Here is a 15,392-nt window from a genome sequence, read left to right as displayed (position 1 = left end):
GTCCTCCTGTCAGGTTGTTAGTTCATCGAGCCCCAGCTCGTCGGCGCCGAGCGGCGCGAAATACGCATCGAGCGTTTCATCATCCACGCCGTCGAGCGTCGCCGGCTGCCAGCGCGGATTGCGGTCCTTGTCGACGAGCTGCGCCCGCACGCCCTCGACGAAATCATGGGCGGCGACGCAGCGCACCGCGACGCGGAACTCGCGGTCGATCGCGGTTTCCACCTTCGCATCGCCCCGCGCCGCGCGCACGAGGCGCAGGCTGAGCTTCACCGAGGTGGGGGACATGCGCCTGATCGTCGCCGCCGCCTCGCGCGCCGCAGGGTCGGCATGCGCCTCCAGCGCCGCGACGACCGCCTCCGCCGTCGGCCGCCCGTAGCACTCGTCGATCCAGCCGCGCGCCGCGAGCAGCGGCGAGTCCGGCGCCGGGGTCGCGAAGGCGGCGATGCAGTCGTCGACATCCGCGCCGTCCACCAGTGCCGCCAGCGCCGCCGTCAGCGCCGGCAAATGCCGGCTTTCGACGTAATGATCGGCGATGCCGCAGGAGAGCGCGTCGGCGCCGGTCATCCGGTGCGCGGTGAGTGCGGCGTGGATGCCGGTCTCGCCCGGCATCCGCCCGAGGAGGAAGGTGCCGCCGACATCCGGCACGAAGCCGATGCCGACCTCCGGCATCGCCAGCATCGTCCGCTCGGTGACGATCCGGTGCGAGCCGTGCGCCGAAATGCCGACGCCGCCGCCCATCACGATCCCGTCCATCAGCGCGACGAAGGGTTTCGGATAATTCGCGATATGGGCGTTCATCCGGTATTCGTCGCCGAAGAACGGAAACGCCAGACGTTCGCCGCCGCTCTTCGCCGCGTCGTAGAGCGCGCGAATATCGCCGCCCGCGCACAGCCCGCGCTCGCCCCGCCCGTCCACCATCACGAAGGCGACGGAAGGATCATCCGCCCAGCGCAGCAGCGCGGCATCGATCGCCACTTCCATGTCGTGGGTCAGGGCGTTGAGCGCGCGCGGCCGGTTCAGGCTGATCCGGCCGACCCGGCCCTCGACCCGGATCTCGACATCCGTGGTGATCTCCCCGCTCATGCGTTCCGCCCGATGAGGCCGCGCGCGACGATCAGTCTCATGATTTCGTTCGTCCCTTCCAGTATCTGGTGCACCCGCAGATCGCGCACGATCTTCTCGATGCCGTATTCGGCGAGATAGCCGTAGCCGCCGAAAAGTTGCAGCGCGTTGTTGGCGACCTCGAAACCGGTATCGGTGGCGATGCGCTTCGCCATCGCGCAGCGGCGTGTCGCGTCCGCCGCGCCGCGATCGAGCGAAGCCGCGGCGGACCACAGGAAGAGCCGCGCCGCCTCCAGCTCGGTCGCCATGTCGGCGAGCCGGAACTGCAAGGCCTGGAACTCCTCCAGCCGGCGGCCGAACGCCTCGCGCTCGCCCATGTAGCGCAGCGCCTTCTCCAGCGCCGCCTGCGCGCCGCCGAGCGAGCAGGCGCCGATATTCACCCGCCCGCCATCGAGCCCGCTCATCGCGATGCGGAACCCCTCGCCTTCCGCGCCGAGGCGGAACCGCGCCGGAATGCGGCAGGATTCGAAGATCACCTGGCGCGTCGGCTGCGCGTTCCAGCCCATCTTCCGCTCATTGGCGCCGAAGCCGAGCCCCTTCGCATCCTTCGGCACCAGGAAGGAGGAAATTCCGCGCGCGCCGGCGCCGCCGCTGCGCGCCATCACCAGATAAAGGTCGGTCGCCCCGGCGCCGGAGATGAATTGCTTGACGCCATCGAGCACGTAATCGTCGCCATCGCGCACGGCCTTCGTTTTCAGCGCCGCGGCGTCCGATCCCGCGCCCGGCTCGGTCAGGCAGTAGCTGGCGAGATGCTCCATGCTGACCAGCGCCGGCAGGACGTCGCGGCGCTGGGCGTCGTCGCCGAAGCGATCGACCATCCAGGCCACCATGTTGTGGATCGACATATAGGCCGACACCGCGGGGCAGCCGGTCGCCAGCGCCTCGAAGATCAGCGCCGCGTCGAGCCGGGTCAGCCCCGACCCGCCGCTCTCCTCGCGCACATAGATCCCGCCCATGCCGAGCGCCGCCCCCTCGCGGATCGCATCGACGGGAAAATGCTTCGCCTCGTCCCACGCCACCGCGTGCGGCGCCAGTTTTTCATCGGCGAAGCCGCGCGCCATCTCGGCAATCGCGCGCTGCGCCTCGTCGAGCGCGAATTGCGGCGTTGCGTCGGATGGCGGCGTGGCGTTCATCGGTTCCTCCCGAAAGCGGCGTCTCCGTCAGCCGATCGGCTCGGGGACGATGGTCTTGACGATCGTCGCATCCAGCGCCTCGAACCCGGCATAGTCGATCGTCTCGTACAGCTCGGCGCGCGTCTGCATCGCCTCGACGCAGTTCTGCGCACCGCCATCGCGCCGGATCGCGGCGTAGAGAGTTTCCACCGCCTTCGCCGACACCCGCAGCGAGGTGACGGGCCAGATCACCATGCGGTAGCCCATCTCCTCGAATTCGGCAGCGGTGAAGAACGGGGTGCGGCCGAACTCGGTCATGTTGGCGAGCAGGGGCACGCCCGGCATCCGGCGGGCGAATTCGCGGAACATCTCGGCACTGTAGAGGGCTTCGGGGAAGATCGCGTCCGCCCCGGCCTCGACATACATCCTGGCCCGCGCCACCGCGCCGTCCATCCCCTCGCTCGCCGCGGCATCGGTCCGCGCGATGACGTAGAGATCCCGCCGCGCATGCGCCGCCGCCGCCACCTTCGCCGCCATGTCGCGCGGATCGGCGAGTTTCTTGTCGTTCAGGTGGCCGCATTTCTTCGGCAGCAGCTGGTCCTCGATATGCACGGCACCGGCCCCGGCATCCTCGAAGCTGCGCACCATGTGCATGACGTTGAGCGCCTCGCCGTAGCCGGTATCGCCATCGACCACCACCGGCAGGCCCGAGGCCCGCGCCACCTGGCGGACGAAGAAGCATACCTCGTCGACAGTGATGATGCCGAGATCCGGCAGCCCCATCGAGGCGGTCATCGCCGCGCCCGAGAGGTAGCACGCCTCGAAACCGGCCCGCATCGCCTGGCGGCCGGCGAGCCCGTTATGCGCGCCGGGGATCTGCACGATCGGCCCGCGCGCGACAAGCTCGCGGAAGCGCTGGCCGGCGGCGCGCGCCGGCAGGTCGGATGCTTGCAGATAGCTCATCGAACCCTCCTCAGCCGCGCTTGTCGAGCGGCACGAACTTGCGATCCTCGGGCCCGACGTAATTGGCCGAGGGGCGGATGATCTTGTTGTCGGCGCGCTGTTCCATCACATGCGCGCTCCAGCCGGCGGTCCGCGCGATCACGAAGAGCGGCGTGAACATCGCGGTGGGCACGCCCATCATGTGGTAGGACACGGCCGAGAACCAGTCGAGATTGGGGAACATCCGCTTTGCGTCGTGCATCACGCTCTCGATGCGCGCGGCGATGTTGAACATCTTCATCGATCCCGCCTGCTCGGAGAGCGACTGCGCGACGCGCTTGATGACCACGTTGCGCGGATCGGCGATGGTGTAGACCGGATGGCCGAAGCCGATGATCACCTCGCGCGCCTCGATCCGGCGGCGGATATCGGCCTCCGCCTCGTCGGGGTCGGCGTAGCGCTTCTGCACCTCGAAGGCGAATTCGTTGGCGCCGCCATGTTTCGGCCCGCGCAGCGCGCCGATGCCGGCGGTGATCGCCGAATGGATGTCCGAACCGGTGCCGGCGACGACGCGGGCGGCGAAGGTGGAAGCGTTGAACTCGTGTTCAGCATACAGGATGAGCGAGGTGTGCATCGCCCGCACCCAGGCATCGACCGGGCGGCGACCGTGCAGCAGGTGCAGGAAATGCGCGCCGATCGACGCATCGTCGGTCTCGACATCGATGCGACGGCCATTGGTGCTGAAATGATACCAATAGAGCAGCATCGAACCGAGCGAGGCGATCAGCCGGTCCGCCACGTCGCGCGCGCCGGCCGGGTTGTGGTCGTGCGCCTCCGGCAGCACGCAACCCAGGGCGGAGACGCCGCTGCGCATCACATCCATCGGGTGCGCCGCCGCCGGCAGCGCCTCGATCACCCGGCGCACCGCCTCCGGCAGCCCGCGCAGCGCCTGCAGCTTGGCGAGATAGGCCGAAAGCTCCGCCGCGGTGGGCAGCGTGCCATGGATGAGCAGATGGGCGATCTCCTCGAAGCTGCACGTCTCGGCGATGTCGAGAATGTCGTAGCCGCGATAGTGCAGGTCGTTGCCGCTGCGGCCGACGCTGCACAGCGCGGTGTTTCCCGCGGCAACCCCCGAAAGGGCGACCGACTTTTTCGGCTTCGGCGCCGTCGTGGTCTCGCTCATGCTGTCTGTTCCTTGCGTCTCAGAAGATGCCCGGCTTGCCTTCGAGCAGCGCGCCCGCGGGCAGGGCGACGTTCAGCCGGTCCAGCTCGCCGGCCGGCAGGCGCGGCAGCTCCTGCACCGCCTCGAGGAAGCGGGCCGCCTCGCGCGGGGAGATGATGCCATCGGTCAGCGTCTCGAACTTGCGGATGTAGTCGGCGCGCTCGAAGGGGCGGGCGCCCAGCGAATGGGCGTTGGCCACCGCCAGCTCGTCGACCAGCGTGGCGCCATCCTTGAAGCGGATCTCGACGCGGCCGCCGAACGCCTTCTCGTCCGGATCGGCGGCGTGGTAGCGGCGCGTCCATTCCGGGTCCTCGGCGGTTTCGATCTTGTGCCACAGCGCCACCGTGTCCGCCCGCCGCGCCCGCTTCGGCGCGTAGCTGTCGACATGGTGCCAGGCGCCATCCTGCAGGGCGACGGCGAAGATGTACATGATGGAGTGGTCGAGCGTTTCGCGGCTCGCCTTCGGGTCCATCTTCTGCGGATCGTTCGCCCCCGTTCCGATCACGTAATGGGTGTGATGCGAGGTGTGGATGATGATTTTCTCGATCGCATCGAAATTCTCGATCTGCTCGCGCATCCGGAAGGCGAGGTCGATCAGCGCCTGGCTCTGGTATTCGGCCGAGTGTTCCTTGGTGTAGCTGTCCATGATCGCGCGCTTGGCCTCGCCCTTGCCGGGCAGCGGGACGTGGTAGACGGCATCCTTGCCGCCGAGCATCCAGGCGATCACGCTGTCCTCGCCTTCATAGATCGGGCTGGGCGCGCCCTCGCCGCGCATCGCCCGGTCGACCGCCTCGATCGCGAGCTTGCCGGCATGGGCGGGGGCGAAGGCCTTCCACGAGCTGATCTCGCCCTTGCGGCTCTGGCGCGTGGTGAAGCTGACATGCACCGCCTGCTGCACCGCCTGGAAGATCGTCTCCTGCTTCAGCCCGAGCAGCGCGCCGATGCCCGCCGCCTGCGCGGGGGCGAGATGGGCGATGTGATCCTTCTTCCACTCGTGCAGGCAGATCGCCCGGACGAGGTTGATCTGGATTTCATATCCGGTCGCGATGCCGCGGATCAGGTCGCGCCCGGAGCGCTCCATCACCTGGCCGACCGCGAGGATCGGCGGAATGTTGTCGCCCGGGTGCGAATAGTCGGCGGCGAGGAAGGTGTCGTGGTAGTCAAGCTCGCGCACCGCCGTGCCGTTCGCCCAGGCGGCCCATTCCGGGCTCACCGTCTTGCGCGCCGGCAGGCCGAACACCGTCGCCCCGCCGCGTTTGGCATGGCCGAGCGCCATCGCCCGCGCCGAGACCACCGGGCCGCGATTGACCGAGGCCACCGCAACCGCCGCGTTGTCGATGATCCGGTTGATGATCATCGCCGTCACGTCCTTGTCGACGGTCACCTTGTCCGCCGCCACGCCGGCGATCTTCCAGGCCAGCTGATTGTCGCGCTTGAGCAGCGATTTCGAGGGGTGAACACGGACTTCGTGAAGTTTCATGGCGGTTCCGCTCTTGGTTGCAGGGGATGATCAGTCGCAATAGACCCGGCGGTTCGCAGATGACAAGCGAATTGCAGCAAGTTGGATCAAAGCCTCGCGACCGGATTGCGAATTTTGCGAATTCAGCCACCCGCCCCGGCAGCGCGCGCGCGCATCGTCTTCTTGTCGAGCTTGCCGACGGAGGTCTTGTCGAGGGACTCGACCAGAAATACCCGGTCCGGCACGGCGTAGCGCGAGATCGCGCCGGCATCGGCGCGGGCCTGGACGTGGGCGCGCAGCGCCGCCTCGTCGGCGTCCAGTCCCGCGCGCGGCACGATGAAGGCCACCGGGCGCTCGCCCCAGCGCTCGTCGGGGATGCCGACCACGGCGGCCTCGGAGACCGCCGGATGGGTGAGCAGGATCTCCTCCAGCCCGATCGAGGAAATCCATTCCCCGCCGGTCTTGATCACGTCCTTCACCCGGTCGACGATCCGCAGATAGCCATCCGCGTCGATCGTGCCGATATCGCCGGTATGCAGCCAGCCGCCGCGCCACAAGGCGGCGGAGGCTTCCGGGTTTCCGGCATAGCCGGCGGTCAGCGCCGGCGTGCGCGTCACCACCTCGCCGACCGAGCGGCCATCATGCGGCACGTCGTTCATCTCGTCGTCGACGATGCGGACCTCGACCAGCGGCCCCGGCAGGCCGGCGGCCATCCGGTAGCCGATCTCGGCCTCCTCCCGGTCCGGCAGGGTGTCGAGAATATCGCCGCGCAACTGCGCCAGCGTCATCACCGGGCAGGTTTCGGACATGCCATATCCGGCATAGATGTCGATGCCGCGCGCGAGCGCCGCCTCGCAGAGCGGGCGCGGCAGCGCCGAGCCGCCGATGACGACGCGCCAGCGGCTGAAATCCGCGCCCTTCGCGGCCGGCGCGTTGAGCAGCATGTGCATGATCGTCGGCACGCAATGCGAAACCGTGACCTTTTCCTCGGCCAGAAGGCGCAGCACGGTGTCGGGCTGGAAGCGGCCGACATAGACCTGCTGCATGCCGAGCATCGTCGCCGCATAGGGGAAACCCCAGGCGTGGACATGGAACATCGGCGTCAGCGGCATGTAGACATCCTCGCGCGACAAGCCGCCATTCAGCCCCGAGACGTTGATTCCGGTCAGCACCATCAGCGTGTGCAGCACGAGCTGGCGGTGGGTGAACATCACCCCTTGGGCAGGCCGGTCGTCCCCGTCGTGTAGAAGGTGGTTGCCAGCGTGTCCTCGTCGAATTCGGGGAACGCGGCGAGCGGTGGCGCGGCGTCCAGCATCGTTTCATACTCGCCGGCGAGCCCCTCCGGCACGGCGCTGTCGTCGTCGCGGATGAGCACGACCTGGCGCAGCTTGGGCAACCGCTCGCGGATCGCCGCCAGCACCGGCAGGAAATCGGCGTGGACGAACAGGATTTCGGCATCCGAATGATCGATCGTGTAGGCGATCTGCTCGGGGCTGAGGCGGATGTTCACCATCATCAGCACGGCGCCGGACATCGGCACGGCGAAATAGGCCTCGAGATAGCGGTGGCTGTCCCAGTCCATGAAGGCGACGCGCGTGCCCATGCCGGCCCCGAGCGCGCCCAGCAGGCCGCCGAACCGGTGCACGCGGGCAACGAATTGGGTGTAGGTGAGGCGGGTGTCGCCGCGATAGACGATCTCCCGCCGGCTTGCCTGCGCGATCGGCATTTTCAGCAGCTGGCCGATCAGCAGCCGGTAGCGGAACGGTTCGTGCACCTCGTTCATGGGTCGTATCCTCCGGTTCGCCCCCGATTGGCAGGAGGGCTTGCGCACCATAGGATAGGAGCGTATCGCGCCCGTCAATCCCGCCCGGACCGGGCCAGCAACGATGAGGAAACCCGAATGACCGCTCTGAAAACCCTGTTCGACCTGACCGGCAAGCGCGCCCTGATCACCGGCGGCTCGCGCGGGCTCGGCCTGCAGATCGCCGAGGCGCTCGGCGAGTTTGGCGCCACCATCGCGATTTCGGCGCGCAAGCAGGACGAGCTGGACGAGGCGGTGAAGCATCTTGCCGGCCTCGGCATCGCCGCCACCGCCCACCTCGGCGATCTCGGCAAGGAAGACGGTCCGAAGGCGCTGGCGGATGCGGTGCTGGCGGCCGGCCCGGTCGATATCCTGGTCAACAATGCCGGCGCCACCTGGGGGGCCGCGGCGGTCGACGTGACACCGGAGGCCTGGGCGCGGGTGATGAACCTCAACGTCAACAACATGTTCTTCCTCACCCAGGCGATCGCCGCGCGCTCGATGATCCCCCGCAAGTTCGGCAAGGTGCTCAACATCGCCTCGATCGCCGGGCTGCGCGGCCATCACCCTGACATCACCGGCACCATTCCCTACAACACCTCGAAAGGTGCCGTGGTGAACATGACCCGCGCGCTCGCCGCCGAATGGGGGCCGCACAACATCACGGTGAACGCGCTGGCGCCGGGTTTCTTCCCCTCGAAGATGACGCGCGGCATTCTCGGCCAGTTCGAAGAGAAGATCCTGGCGAAGACGCCGATGAACAAGCTCGGCAACGACGCCGACCTGAAGGGCGCCGCCCTGCTGTTCTGCACCGCCGCCTCGGGTCACATCACCGGCCAGATCCTCGCGGTCGATGGCGGCTCCGGCGTGATCTGAGCCGCGGTCAGTCCCCGGACGCGGCGGCCACGGCGTCGCCGATCCGGGGGCGGAAGCCGAAGAACCCGCGCCCGGCATGCGGCCACAAGGCGCGGTCCCAGGCGCGGGCGACGCGCAGCGCCGGCACATCCGCCGCCGCCAGCGCCTCTGCGACCGGCCCGACCGGCGGATGCGCGGTGACCACCTTCAGCCGGTGCGCCGCCGCCCAGCCGGCGAGATCGTCCGCTTCCAGCAATGCGGGCTCAACGCCGAACCGCGCGGCCGCGCGCGCCATCGCGTCCATCACCGCGCCCCGGGCGAAGGCTTCCACCGCGGGCGCGACGCCGCCGCGCGCCCGTGCCTGCGGCATCGCCACCGCCGCCACCGCCCGCACCTCGCAGCCGGCGAGATCGAGCGTCTCGGCCGCGCAATCCTCCTCGTGCAGCAGCAGCGCGACCTCGCCCGCAGGCGGCGGATCGAAGCGCGGCTTCAGCGCCGGCGCCGGCGTCAGCGTTTCGGTGAGCGGTTCCGCCGCCTCGTCGAGCAGCCCGCGCGGATCGAACCGCCCGCCGGTGTGGCGCGCGATGTTTTCCGCCCGCGCGAGATAGTGCTTGCCCGGCGTGTGCAGCCCCGCCACCCAGCGCCATGACAGCGTGTTGGAGGCGATGTCGCCATCCAGCAGGTGGCGGAGGAAGAAATCCGCCCCGAGTTCCCAGGGCAGCCGCAGCGTGAAGATCCAGATCGAGGCGAACCACATCCGCGCGTGGTTGTGCAGGTAGTTCCGCGCCACGATCTCGCGCGTCCAGGAATCGAAACAGTCGATCCCGGTATTGCCGGCGCAGGCATCGTGAAACGCGCGCCGCAGCCCCGCTTCGGTCGCCAGCCGGTTTTCGGCCCGCCGCAAGCCGGCGCGATAGAGGTCGTACACGCCGGGGCGCTGTTCGAGCCAGCCTTTCCAGTAGGTTCGCCAGCCGACCTCGTCGATGAATTTCGCCGCAACCTCGCCATGGGCGGCGAAGGCGGCCCGGGCCACCTCGGCCTCGGTCAGCAGCCGGTGGCGCAGCCAGGGCGACAGGCGTGAAACGGCACCTTTGGTCTCGGGCCCCGGATCGGTATTGCGGCCGGCGGCGTAGCGCGCGCCGGCGCGGGGCAGGAAATCGGCGAGATGCCGGAGCCCGGCTTCACGGGTGGGGATCGGTTCGGGGATCATGCCCTGGCAGATGGCGCCGCCACGGCTCTTGGCAATGACTTCGGGATCGGCGAAACAGACTGACGGGAGGTTTGAGTGGACAAACAGAACCGGCACGACGCGACGCGCGCCGATATCGCCGCCGCCGAACGCATCCTCGGCATCGAGCAGACCGCGCCGGAGCGGGCGCTGATCGCCGCCGCCATCGCCGCGCAGATCGATCTTGCCCGCGCCCGCCGCGCGGTGGAGCTGGACGATGATCTGGCGCCGGCCTGCGTGTTCGACCCGCGCCTGCCCGGCTTCGAGACGCCTGGGCGCGGACCGCTGACCCTGCCCGGCGCGGCATGCCCCTTTCCCGGGGCCGACGACGCGGCGATCGCCTTTGCCCCGGCCCGCGCCCAGGCGGCGTGGATCAGGAACGGGCAACTGACCGCGGCGCGGCTGACCGGCATCTATCTCGACCGGATCGCCCGGCTCGATCCCGCGATCGGCGCCTTCGCCCGGCTCAACCCGGCGGCACTGGCCGAGGCGGCCGCCCTCGACGACCGCGCCGCGCGGGGCGACTGGGCCGGGCCGCTGCATGGCGTGCCCTGGGCCTGCAAGGACCTGATCGACACCGCCGGCATCGTCACCGACTGGGGCGCGGAGCCGTTTCGCGGCCGGGTTCCGCCGGAGGATGCGGCCGTCGTGCGGCGGCTGCGCGCGGCCGGCGCCGTGCTGCTCGGCAAGACGGTGGTGGGCGCGCTCGGCTATGGCGATGTCTGGTATGGCGGACGCACCCGCAATCCCTGGAATCCCGACGAGGGGGCGTCGGGCTCGTCATCCGGCTCCGCCGCCGCCGTCGCCGCCGGGCTTTGCGGGTTCGCGCTCGGCACCGAAACCCTCGGCTCGATCGTCGCCCCCGCCGCGCGCTGCGGCGCCATCGGCCTGCGGCCGAGCTTCGGGCGGATCGGCCGCAGCGGCGTCATGAAGCTGTGCCCGAGCCTCGACCGCGTCGGGCCGCTCTGCCGCGACATCGCCGACGCGGCGCTTGTTCTCGCTGCCCTCAACGGCGCCGATCCGGGCGATCCGTCAAGCCGCGACATCCCTTTCGGCGGCGATGTCGCGGGCGGCGCCGAGGGGCTGCGGATCGGCATTCTCGACGGCGATTTCGCCGGCGCCGGAGCGGGCGAAGCGCGGCGGGCGCTGGAGCGGCTCCGCGCGCTCGGCGCCACCCTCGTCCGGGTGACGCTGCCGCCGCTGCCGTGGGAAACGCTCGTGTCGCTGCTGATGGCCGAGGCCGCCGCCAGCTTCGAGCCGCTCACGCTTTCGGGCCGCGATGACCTTCTCGCCCGCCAGGACGAGGCGGCCTGGCCGAACCAGTTCCGCCTCGCCCGGTTTCTCTCGGCGGTCGATCATGTGCAGCTCGACCGGCTGCGCCGGCGCGGGATGCAGGCGATGCGCGACGGCTTCGCCGCGGTCGATCTGCTGGCCGCCCCGTTCGCGGCCGGTCCGCTGCACACGCTGGCGGCCTTTACCGGCCATCCCTGCCTGTGCACGCCCGTGGGCTTCACCAGCGCGCCGCCGCGCCCCTCGGCCGGGCTCGCGCCACCCGAACAGGCGCCGCCGCGGCGCGTGCCGGCGGCGCTCTGCCTGTGGGGGGAACTGTTCGACGAGGCGAAGCTGCTCGCCGCGGGCCTGGCGCTCGCGGAGCGCTGCGCGCTCGATCTCCGCCCGCAGCCGACCTAGCGCCGCGGCATGAAAGGAACATCCGACCGGATGAGACACGCCAGCCCCACGACGCCCGCTTCCAGCCTTGCGCACGAACGCGACATCATCAGCGCGAGCGCCCTGTTCGATCCGGGCCACTATACGCTGCAGGCGCGCGACCTGGCGAAAGGGGACGATCCGCTCGATGATTTCTGCAACCGCGGCTGGCGCGCCGGCCTGCGGCCCAACGCATACTTCGATCCCGCGTATTACCTCGCCCGCAACCCGGACATCGCCGCCTCGAACGTCAATCCTCTGCTGCATTACATCCAGTTCGGCGACCGCGAGGGGCGCGATCCATCGCCGCTGTTCCACGCCGCCTGGTATCGCGAGGCCTACGGCATCCCGGAAAACCGGAACGCCCTGGCCGATTACCTCGCCCGCCGGCGAACCGGCAAGGTCAGCCCGGTGCCGCTGTTCGACCCGCAATGGTATCTGGATCACAACCCCGACGTCGCGGCCTCCGGCAACGATCCTTTCGAGCATTTCTGCGCCTTCGGCGCCGCCGAGCGGCGCGACCCCTGCCCCGGTTTCGACATCGCCTTCTACGCCGCCCGCTATGCCGCCGAGATCGGCGGCGGCAATCCGTTCCTGCATTATCTCGCGCATCGCGACGGCGGGTTCCAGCCGGTTCGGCCCGCCGCCGAACGGCTGATCGCCGGCGCGGTGCGGGCTGCGACACGGCCGGCCGACAGTTTCGAGCCGCGCCAGCCGCTGCCGCCGGGCGCGCCGCGCCTTGCCACCGTTCTGGCCTATTACCTGCCGCAGTTTCACGCGATCGCGGAAAACGACGCCTGGTGGGGAACCGGCTTTACCGAATGGACCAACCTGGCCCGCGCCACGCCGCGCTTCGCCGGGCATTACCAGCCCCGCGCGCCGCGCGATCTCGGGTTTTATTCGCTCGACGATCCCTCGGTCATGCCGCGCCAGATCGCCATGGCAAAGGAGGCGGGCCTCGGCGGTTTCGTGTTCTATTACTACTGGTTCAACCGCCGGCGGCTGCTGGAAAAGCCGGTCGAGCGGTTTCTCGCCGATCCGGCGCTCGACATGAGTTTCTGCCTGATGTGGGCGAACGAGAACTGGACCCGCCGGTGGGATGGGCTCGAGCGCGAAATCCTGCTGGCGCAGGATTACCTTCCGCAGGACGATACGGCGCTGATCGACGATTTCGCCCGGCACTTCGCCGATCCGCGCTATATCCGGCTCGAAGGCCGGCCGCTGCTGATGATCTATCGGGCCGCGCTCATTCCCGACCCGGAGCCGACCATCGCGCGCTGGCGCCGGCTGTTCATGGAACGCCACGGCGAAAATCCCCTGCTCTTCATGGCCCAGAGCTTCCACGACCACGATCCGCGGCGGCACGGGCTGGACGGCGCCGTCGAGTTCCCGCCGCACAAGCTTGTGGTGGATGCGCCGAAACTCAACGCCTCGCTCGACCTTTTCGACCCCGAGTTTTCGGCCGATGTCTATCATTACAACGACATCATCGCCGCCTCGCTCGCCGATCCAGATCCCGCTTATCCGCTGATCCGCACCGCCGTGACCGGCTGGGACAACGACCCGCGCCGAGAGGGCGCGGGCGTTGTGCTGCACGACGCGACGCCCGCGACATATCAGGCCTGGCTGGCCGCGCTGATCGGGCGGGCCCGCCGCAACCCGGTCTGGGGCGAGCCGATCGTCTGCATCAACGCATGGAACGAATGGGCCGAGGGCGCCTATCTCGAACCCGACCTGCATTACGGCGCCGCCTTTCTCAATGCCACCGCCCGCGCGATCACCGGCCGGGCGGCCGCCGGCGCCGCGCACAATCTGCTGCTGGTCGGGCATGACGCCCTGCCCCATGGCGCGCAGATGCTGCTTCTGCACCTCGCCCGCGCGCTGCGCCGGGAGCATGGCATCGTGCCGCGCATCCTGCTGCTGAGCGGCGGCGAGCTGGTGCCGGACTACGAGGCCGAGGGCATTGTCGATCTCGCTCCCAACGAGGCGGCGCTGCTGCGTCATGTCGCCGCCTACCGCGCCCAGGGGATCGACGCCGCGATCGTCAACAGCCTCGCCTCCGCGCGGGTCTGCGTGAAGCTGGCAGAGCAGGGAATCCGCAGCCTGCTGCTGGTTCACGAGATGCCGCGGCTGGTGGAGGAGAGATCGCTGCGCGGCGTCGCGCGCCAGGGGATGCGGGCGGCGGCCGCGACGGTGTTCTCGTCGGATCACGTGCGCGACACGTTATGCGCGGCGCTGGACATCGCCCCCGCGGCGCATGTCATCCCCCAAGGCAATTATCAGAATGTCGGCTACGACCCGGCGGCGCGCAAACGCTTCCGTGCCGGTCTCGGCATTCCGGCGCGCGCCTTCGTCGTGCTCGGCGTCGGGTTCGGCGACCTGCGCAAGGGCTTCGACCTGTTCATGCAGGTTTTCCGCCTGCTCGGCGCCGGGCGGCGGGATGTCCACTTCGTCTGGCTCGGCGAGACCCATCTCTGGATCCGCGACTATCTTGGCGCCGAGATCGAGGCGGCGCGCGAGAGCGGCCGCTTCCATCTGCTTCCCTTCACCAGCGACGTGGCGCCCGCCTATTGCGGCGCCGATCTCTACGCGCTGACCTCGCGCGAGGACCCGCTGCCGACCACGGTGATCGAGGCCTTGGGCGCCGGCCTTCCGGCCATCGCCTTCGCCGGCGCCGGGGGCATTCCCGACCTGCTGCGCGAGACCGGCGCGGGCGACAGCGTGCCCGCCGGCGACGTTGCCGGCTTCGCCGCCGCGATCGCGGCCCGGCTCGACCATGCGGCCCTCGCGGCGGCGCGGCCGGGCATCGCCGCCGAGGCCGCGCGGCGTTTCGATTTCAATGCGTATGCCCGCCGCCTGCTGGCGCTCGCCAGGCCCGAGCTTGCGCGCATTTCCTGTTTCGTCACCAATTACAATTACGGCCAACATCTGCCGCGGCGGCTCGCCGGCATTTTCGGCCAGACCCATCCGGTCGAGGAGATTACCCTGCTCGACGATGCCTCGACCGATCGGTCGGTCGAGATCGCGCGCGAGACCGCGGCGGCGTGGCGGCGCAGCCTTGTGATCCGCGCCAACGCGAGGAACACCGGCTCGCCTTTCGGCCGATGGCGCGAGGCGGCGGAGGCGGCGCGGGGCACGTTCGTCTGGATCGCCGAGGCGGATGACGATGCCGCGCCCGGCTTTCTCGCGGCTCTCGTCGACGCGCTTGCCGGCGCGCCGGACGCGGTGATGGCAATCGCCGAGTCGCGGGCCATCGATGCCGATGACAACCCGTTGATGCGGGATTACCGGCGATATTACCTTGAGGCCGGCGCGCCGGAACTCGCCGCCTCCATGACGATGGCGGCGCGGGATTTTGCCAGCCGCTTTCTCGCGGTGCGCAATCTCGTGCTGAATGTGAGCGGCGTGCTCTTCCGGCGCGACTGCCTGCTGGCCAGCCTCGCGCGCCTCGGCGACGAACTCCCGACCTTCCGCCTCGCCGGAGACTGGCGGCTTTATCTCGACCTGCTGGCCCACGCGTCCGGCGATGTCGTGTGGATCGCCGAGCCGCTGAACATCCACCGCCGGCACGCGACCGGCGCCACCGGCACGCTCGACGCCGCTTCGCATCTGGCGGAAATCGCGCGGATCCATGACATCGCCGACGGGTTGCTGGACCTCGACGGCGATATCCGCCTCGCCCAGAGGCGCTGGCGCGACGACTTCGCCCGCAAAGCCGGCCTCGGCGGCGAGACTTCCGGCCCCAGCCCGGGCGGAAGGCGGAAAGCCGCCGGCGGTTCACCAGATCGGCGCCGACGCTGAATTGCGGAGCGGTTTTCGCGCCTTCGGGATCGGAAAGTGTTCGAAGGCAACATTGATTGTATAAAAAATAAAACCTACGCTATGTTTTTGTATTGTCTTAACGTTGTAGTATCTTTTTGGAATTATATAAAATATTATTTCAA

At 69.3% G+C, this 15,392-nt stretch carries 10 protein-coding genes and 1 pseudogene; 3 read left to right on the top strand and 8 right to left on the bottom strand.

Annotation, left to right across the window (positions count from 1 at the left end; translation table 11 throughout):
* Nucleotides 1–9 precede the first annotated feature (9 nt).
* The 7 genes and pseudogenes from ACIDOCELLA78_RS80880 to ACIDOCELLA78_RS80850 all read right to left on the bottom strand — a co-directional run.
* On the bottom strand, nt 10–1,083 hold the full coding sequence (locus ACIDOCELLA78_RS80880) for an enoyl-CoA hydratase/isomerase family protein (RefSeq protein ID WP_201727442.1): 1,074 nt from the start codon (nt 1,081–1,083) through the stop codon (nt 10–12).
* Nucleotides 1,080–2,255, bottom strand: coding sequence for an acyl-CoA dehydrogenase family protein (locus tag ACIDOCELLA78_RS80875; RefSeq protein ID WP_201727441.1), 1,176 nt, complete (start codon nt 2,253–2,255; stop codon nt 1,080–1,082). Before ACIDOCELLA78_RS80875 ends, ACIDOCELLA78_RS80880 begins: the two co-directional genes overlap by 4 nt.
* 27 nt (nt 2,256–2,282) lie before the next feature.
* Nucleotides 2,283–3,197: a methylisocitrate lyase gene (gene prpB / locus ACIDOCELLA78_RS80870; RefSeq protein ID WP_201727440.1), complete on the bottom strand. Its 915-nt coding sequence runs from the start codon at nt 3,195–3,197 to the stop codon at nt 2,283–2,285.
* Nucleotides 3,198–3,207: 10 nt separating this feature from the next.
* Nucleotides 3,208–4,359: a 2-methylcitrate synthase gene (gene prpC / locus ACIDOCELLA78_RS80865; RefSeq protein ID WP_201727439.1), complete on the bottom strand. Its 1,152-nt coding sequence runs from the start codon at nt 4,357–4,359 to the stop codon at nt 3,208–3,210.
* Between the two features lie 19 nt (nt 4,360–4,378).
* Nucleotides 4,379–5,878: an MmgE/PrpD family protein gene (locus ACIDOCELLA78_RS80860; RefSeq protein WP_201727438.1), complete on the bottom strand. Its 1,500-nt coding sequence runs from the start codon at nt 5,876–5,878 to the stop codon at nt 4,379–4,381.
* 122 nt (nt 5,879–6,000) lie between these two features.
* Nucleotides 6,001–6,516 (bottom strand): AMP-binding enzyme, encoded by a 516-nt coding sequence (locus ACIDOCELLA78_RS80855; protein ID WP_374223212.1) that lies wholly within the window; start codon nt 6,514–6,516, stop codon nt 6,001–6,003.
* A pseudogene (locus ACIDOCELLA78_RS80850) lies at nt 6,502–7,583 on the bottom strand (AMP-binding protein); the annotation flags it as partial. The pseudogene ACIDOCELLA78_RS80850 and the gene ACIDOCELLA78_RS80855, both read right to left, overlap by 15 nt.
* Before the next feature lie 174 nt (nt 7,584–7,757).
* Between ACIDOCELLA78_RS80850 and ACIDOCELLA78_RS80845 the strand changes: the two are divergent.
* Nucleotides 7,758–8,534, top strand: coding sequence for an SDR family oxidoreductase (locus ACIDOCELLA78_RS80845; RefSeq protein WP_201727437.1), 777 nt, complete (start codon nt 7,758–7,760; stop codon nt 8,532–8,534).
* Nucleotides 8,535–8,541: 7 nt separating this feature from the next.
* Here the strand turns inward: ACIDOCELLA78_RS80845 and ACIDOCELLA78_RS80840 are convergent, their stop codons facing one another.
* Complete coding sequence (locus tag ACIDOCELLA78_RS80840; RefSeq protein WP_249674847.1) at nt 8,542–9,819, bottom strand: FAD-binding domain-containing protein; 1,278 nt, start codon at nt 9,817–9,819, stop codon at nt 8,542–8,544.
* Here ACIDOCELLA78_RS80840 and ACIDOCELLA78_RS80835 point away from each other — a divergent pair.
* Nucleotides 9,799–11,430, top strand: coding sequence for an amidase (locus ACIDOCELLA78_RS80835; RefSeq protein ID WP_201727435.1), 1,632 nt, complete (start codon nt 9,799–9,801; stop codon nt 11,428–11,430). The genes ACIDOCELLA78_RS80840 and ACIDOCELLA78_RS80835 overlap by 21 nt on opposite strands.
* Before the next feature lie 9 nt (nt 11,431–11,439).
* Entirely contained in the window at nt 11,440–15,249 is a 3,810-nt protein-coding gene (locus ACIDOCELLA78_RS80830; protein WP_249674845.1) for a glycoside hydrolase family 99-like domain-containing protein, read from the top strand.
* The last annotated feature ends 143 nt before the right edge of the window (nt 15,250–15,392 follow it).

This window comes from Acidocella sp. C78 (assembly GCF_907164655.1).
This window is presented reverse-complemented; position numbering and strand designations above follow the sequence as displayed.

Coding starts and splice junctions, on each gene's coding strand:
- ACIDOCELLA78_RS80880 (WP_201727442.1), bottom strand. CDS start 1,083: ATGAGCGGGGAGATCACCACGGATGTCGAGATCCGGGTCGAGGGCCGG.
- ACIDOCELLA78_RS80875 (WP_201727441.1), bottom strand. CDS start 2,255: ATGAACGCCACGCCGCCATCCGACGCAACGCCGCAATTCGCGCTCGAC.
- prpB (WP_201727440.1), bottom strand. CDS start 3,197: ATGAGCTATCTGCAAGCATCCGACCTGCCGGCGCGCGCCGCCGGCCAG.
- prpC (WP_201727439.1), bottom strand. CDS start 4,359: ATGAGCGAGACCACGACGGCGCCGAAGCCGAAAAAGTCGGTCGCCCTT.
- ACIDOCELLA78_RS80860 (WP_201727438.1), bottom strand. CDS start 5,878: ATGAAACTTCACGAAGTCCGTGTTCACCCCTCGAAATCGCTGCTCAAG.
- ACIDOCELLA78_RS80855 (WP_374223212.1), bottom strand. CDS start 6,516: ATGAACGACGTGCCGCATGATGGCCGCTCGGTCGGCGAGGTGGTGACG.
- ACIDOCELLA78_RS80845 (WP_201727437.1), top strand. CDS start 7,758: ATGACCGCTCTGAAAACCCTGTTCGACCTGACCGGCAAGCGCGCCCTG.
- ACIDOCELLA78_RS80830 (WP_249674845.1), top strand. CDS start 11,440: ATGAAAGGAACATCCGACCGGATGAGACACGCCAGCCCCACGACGCCC.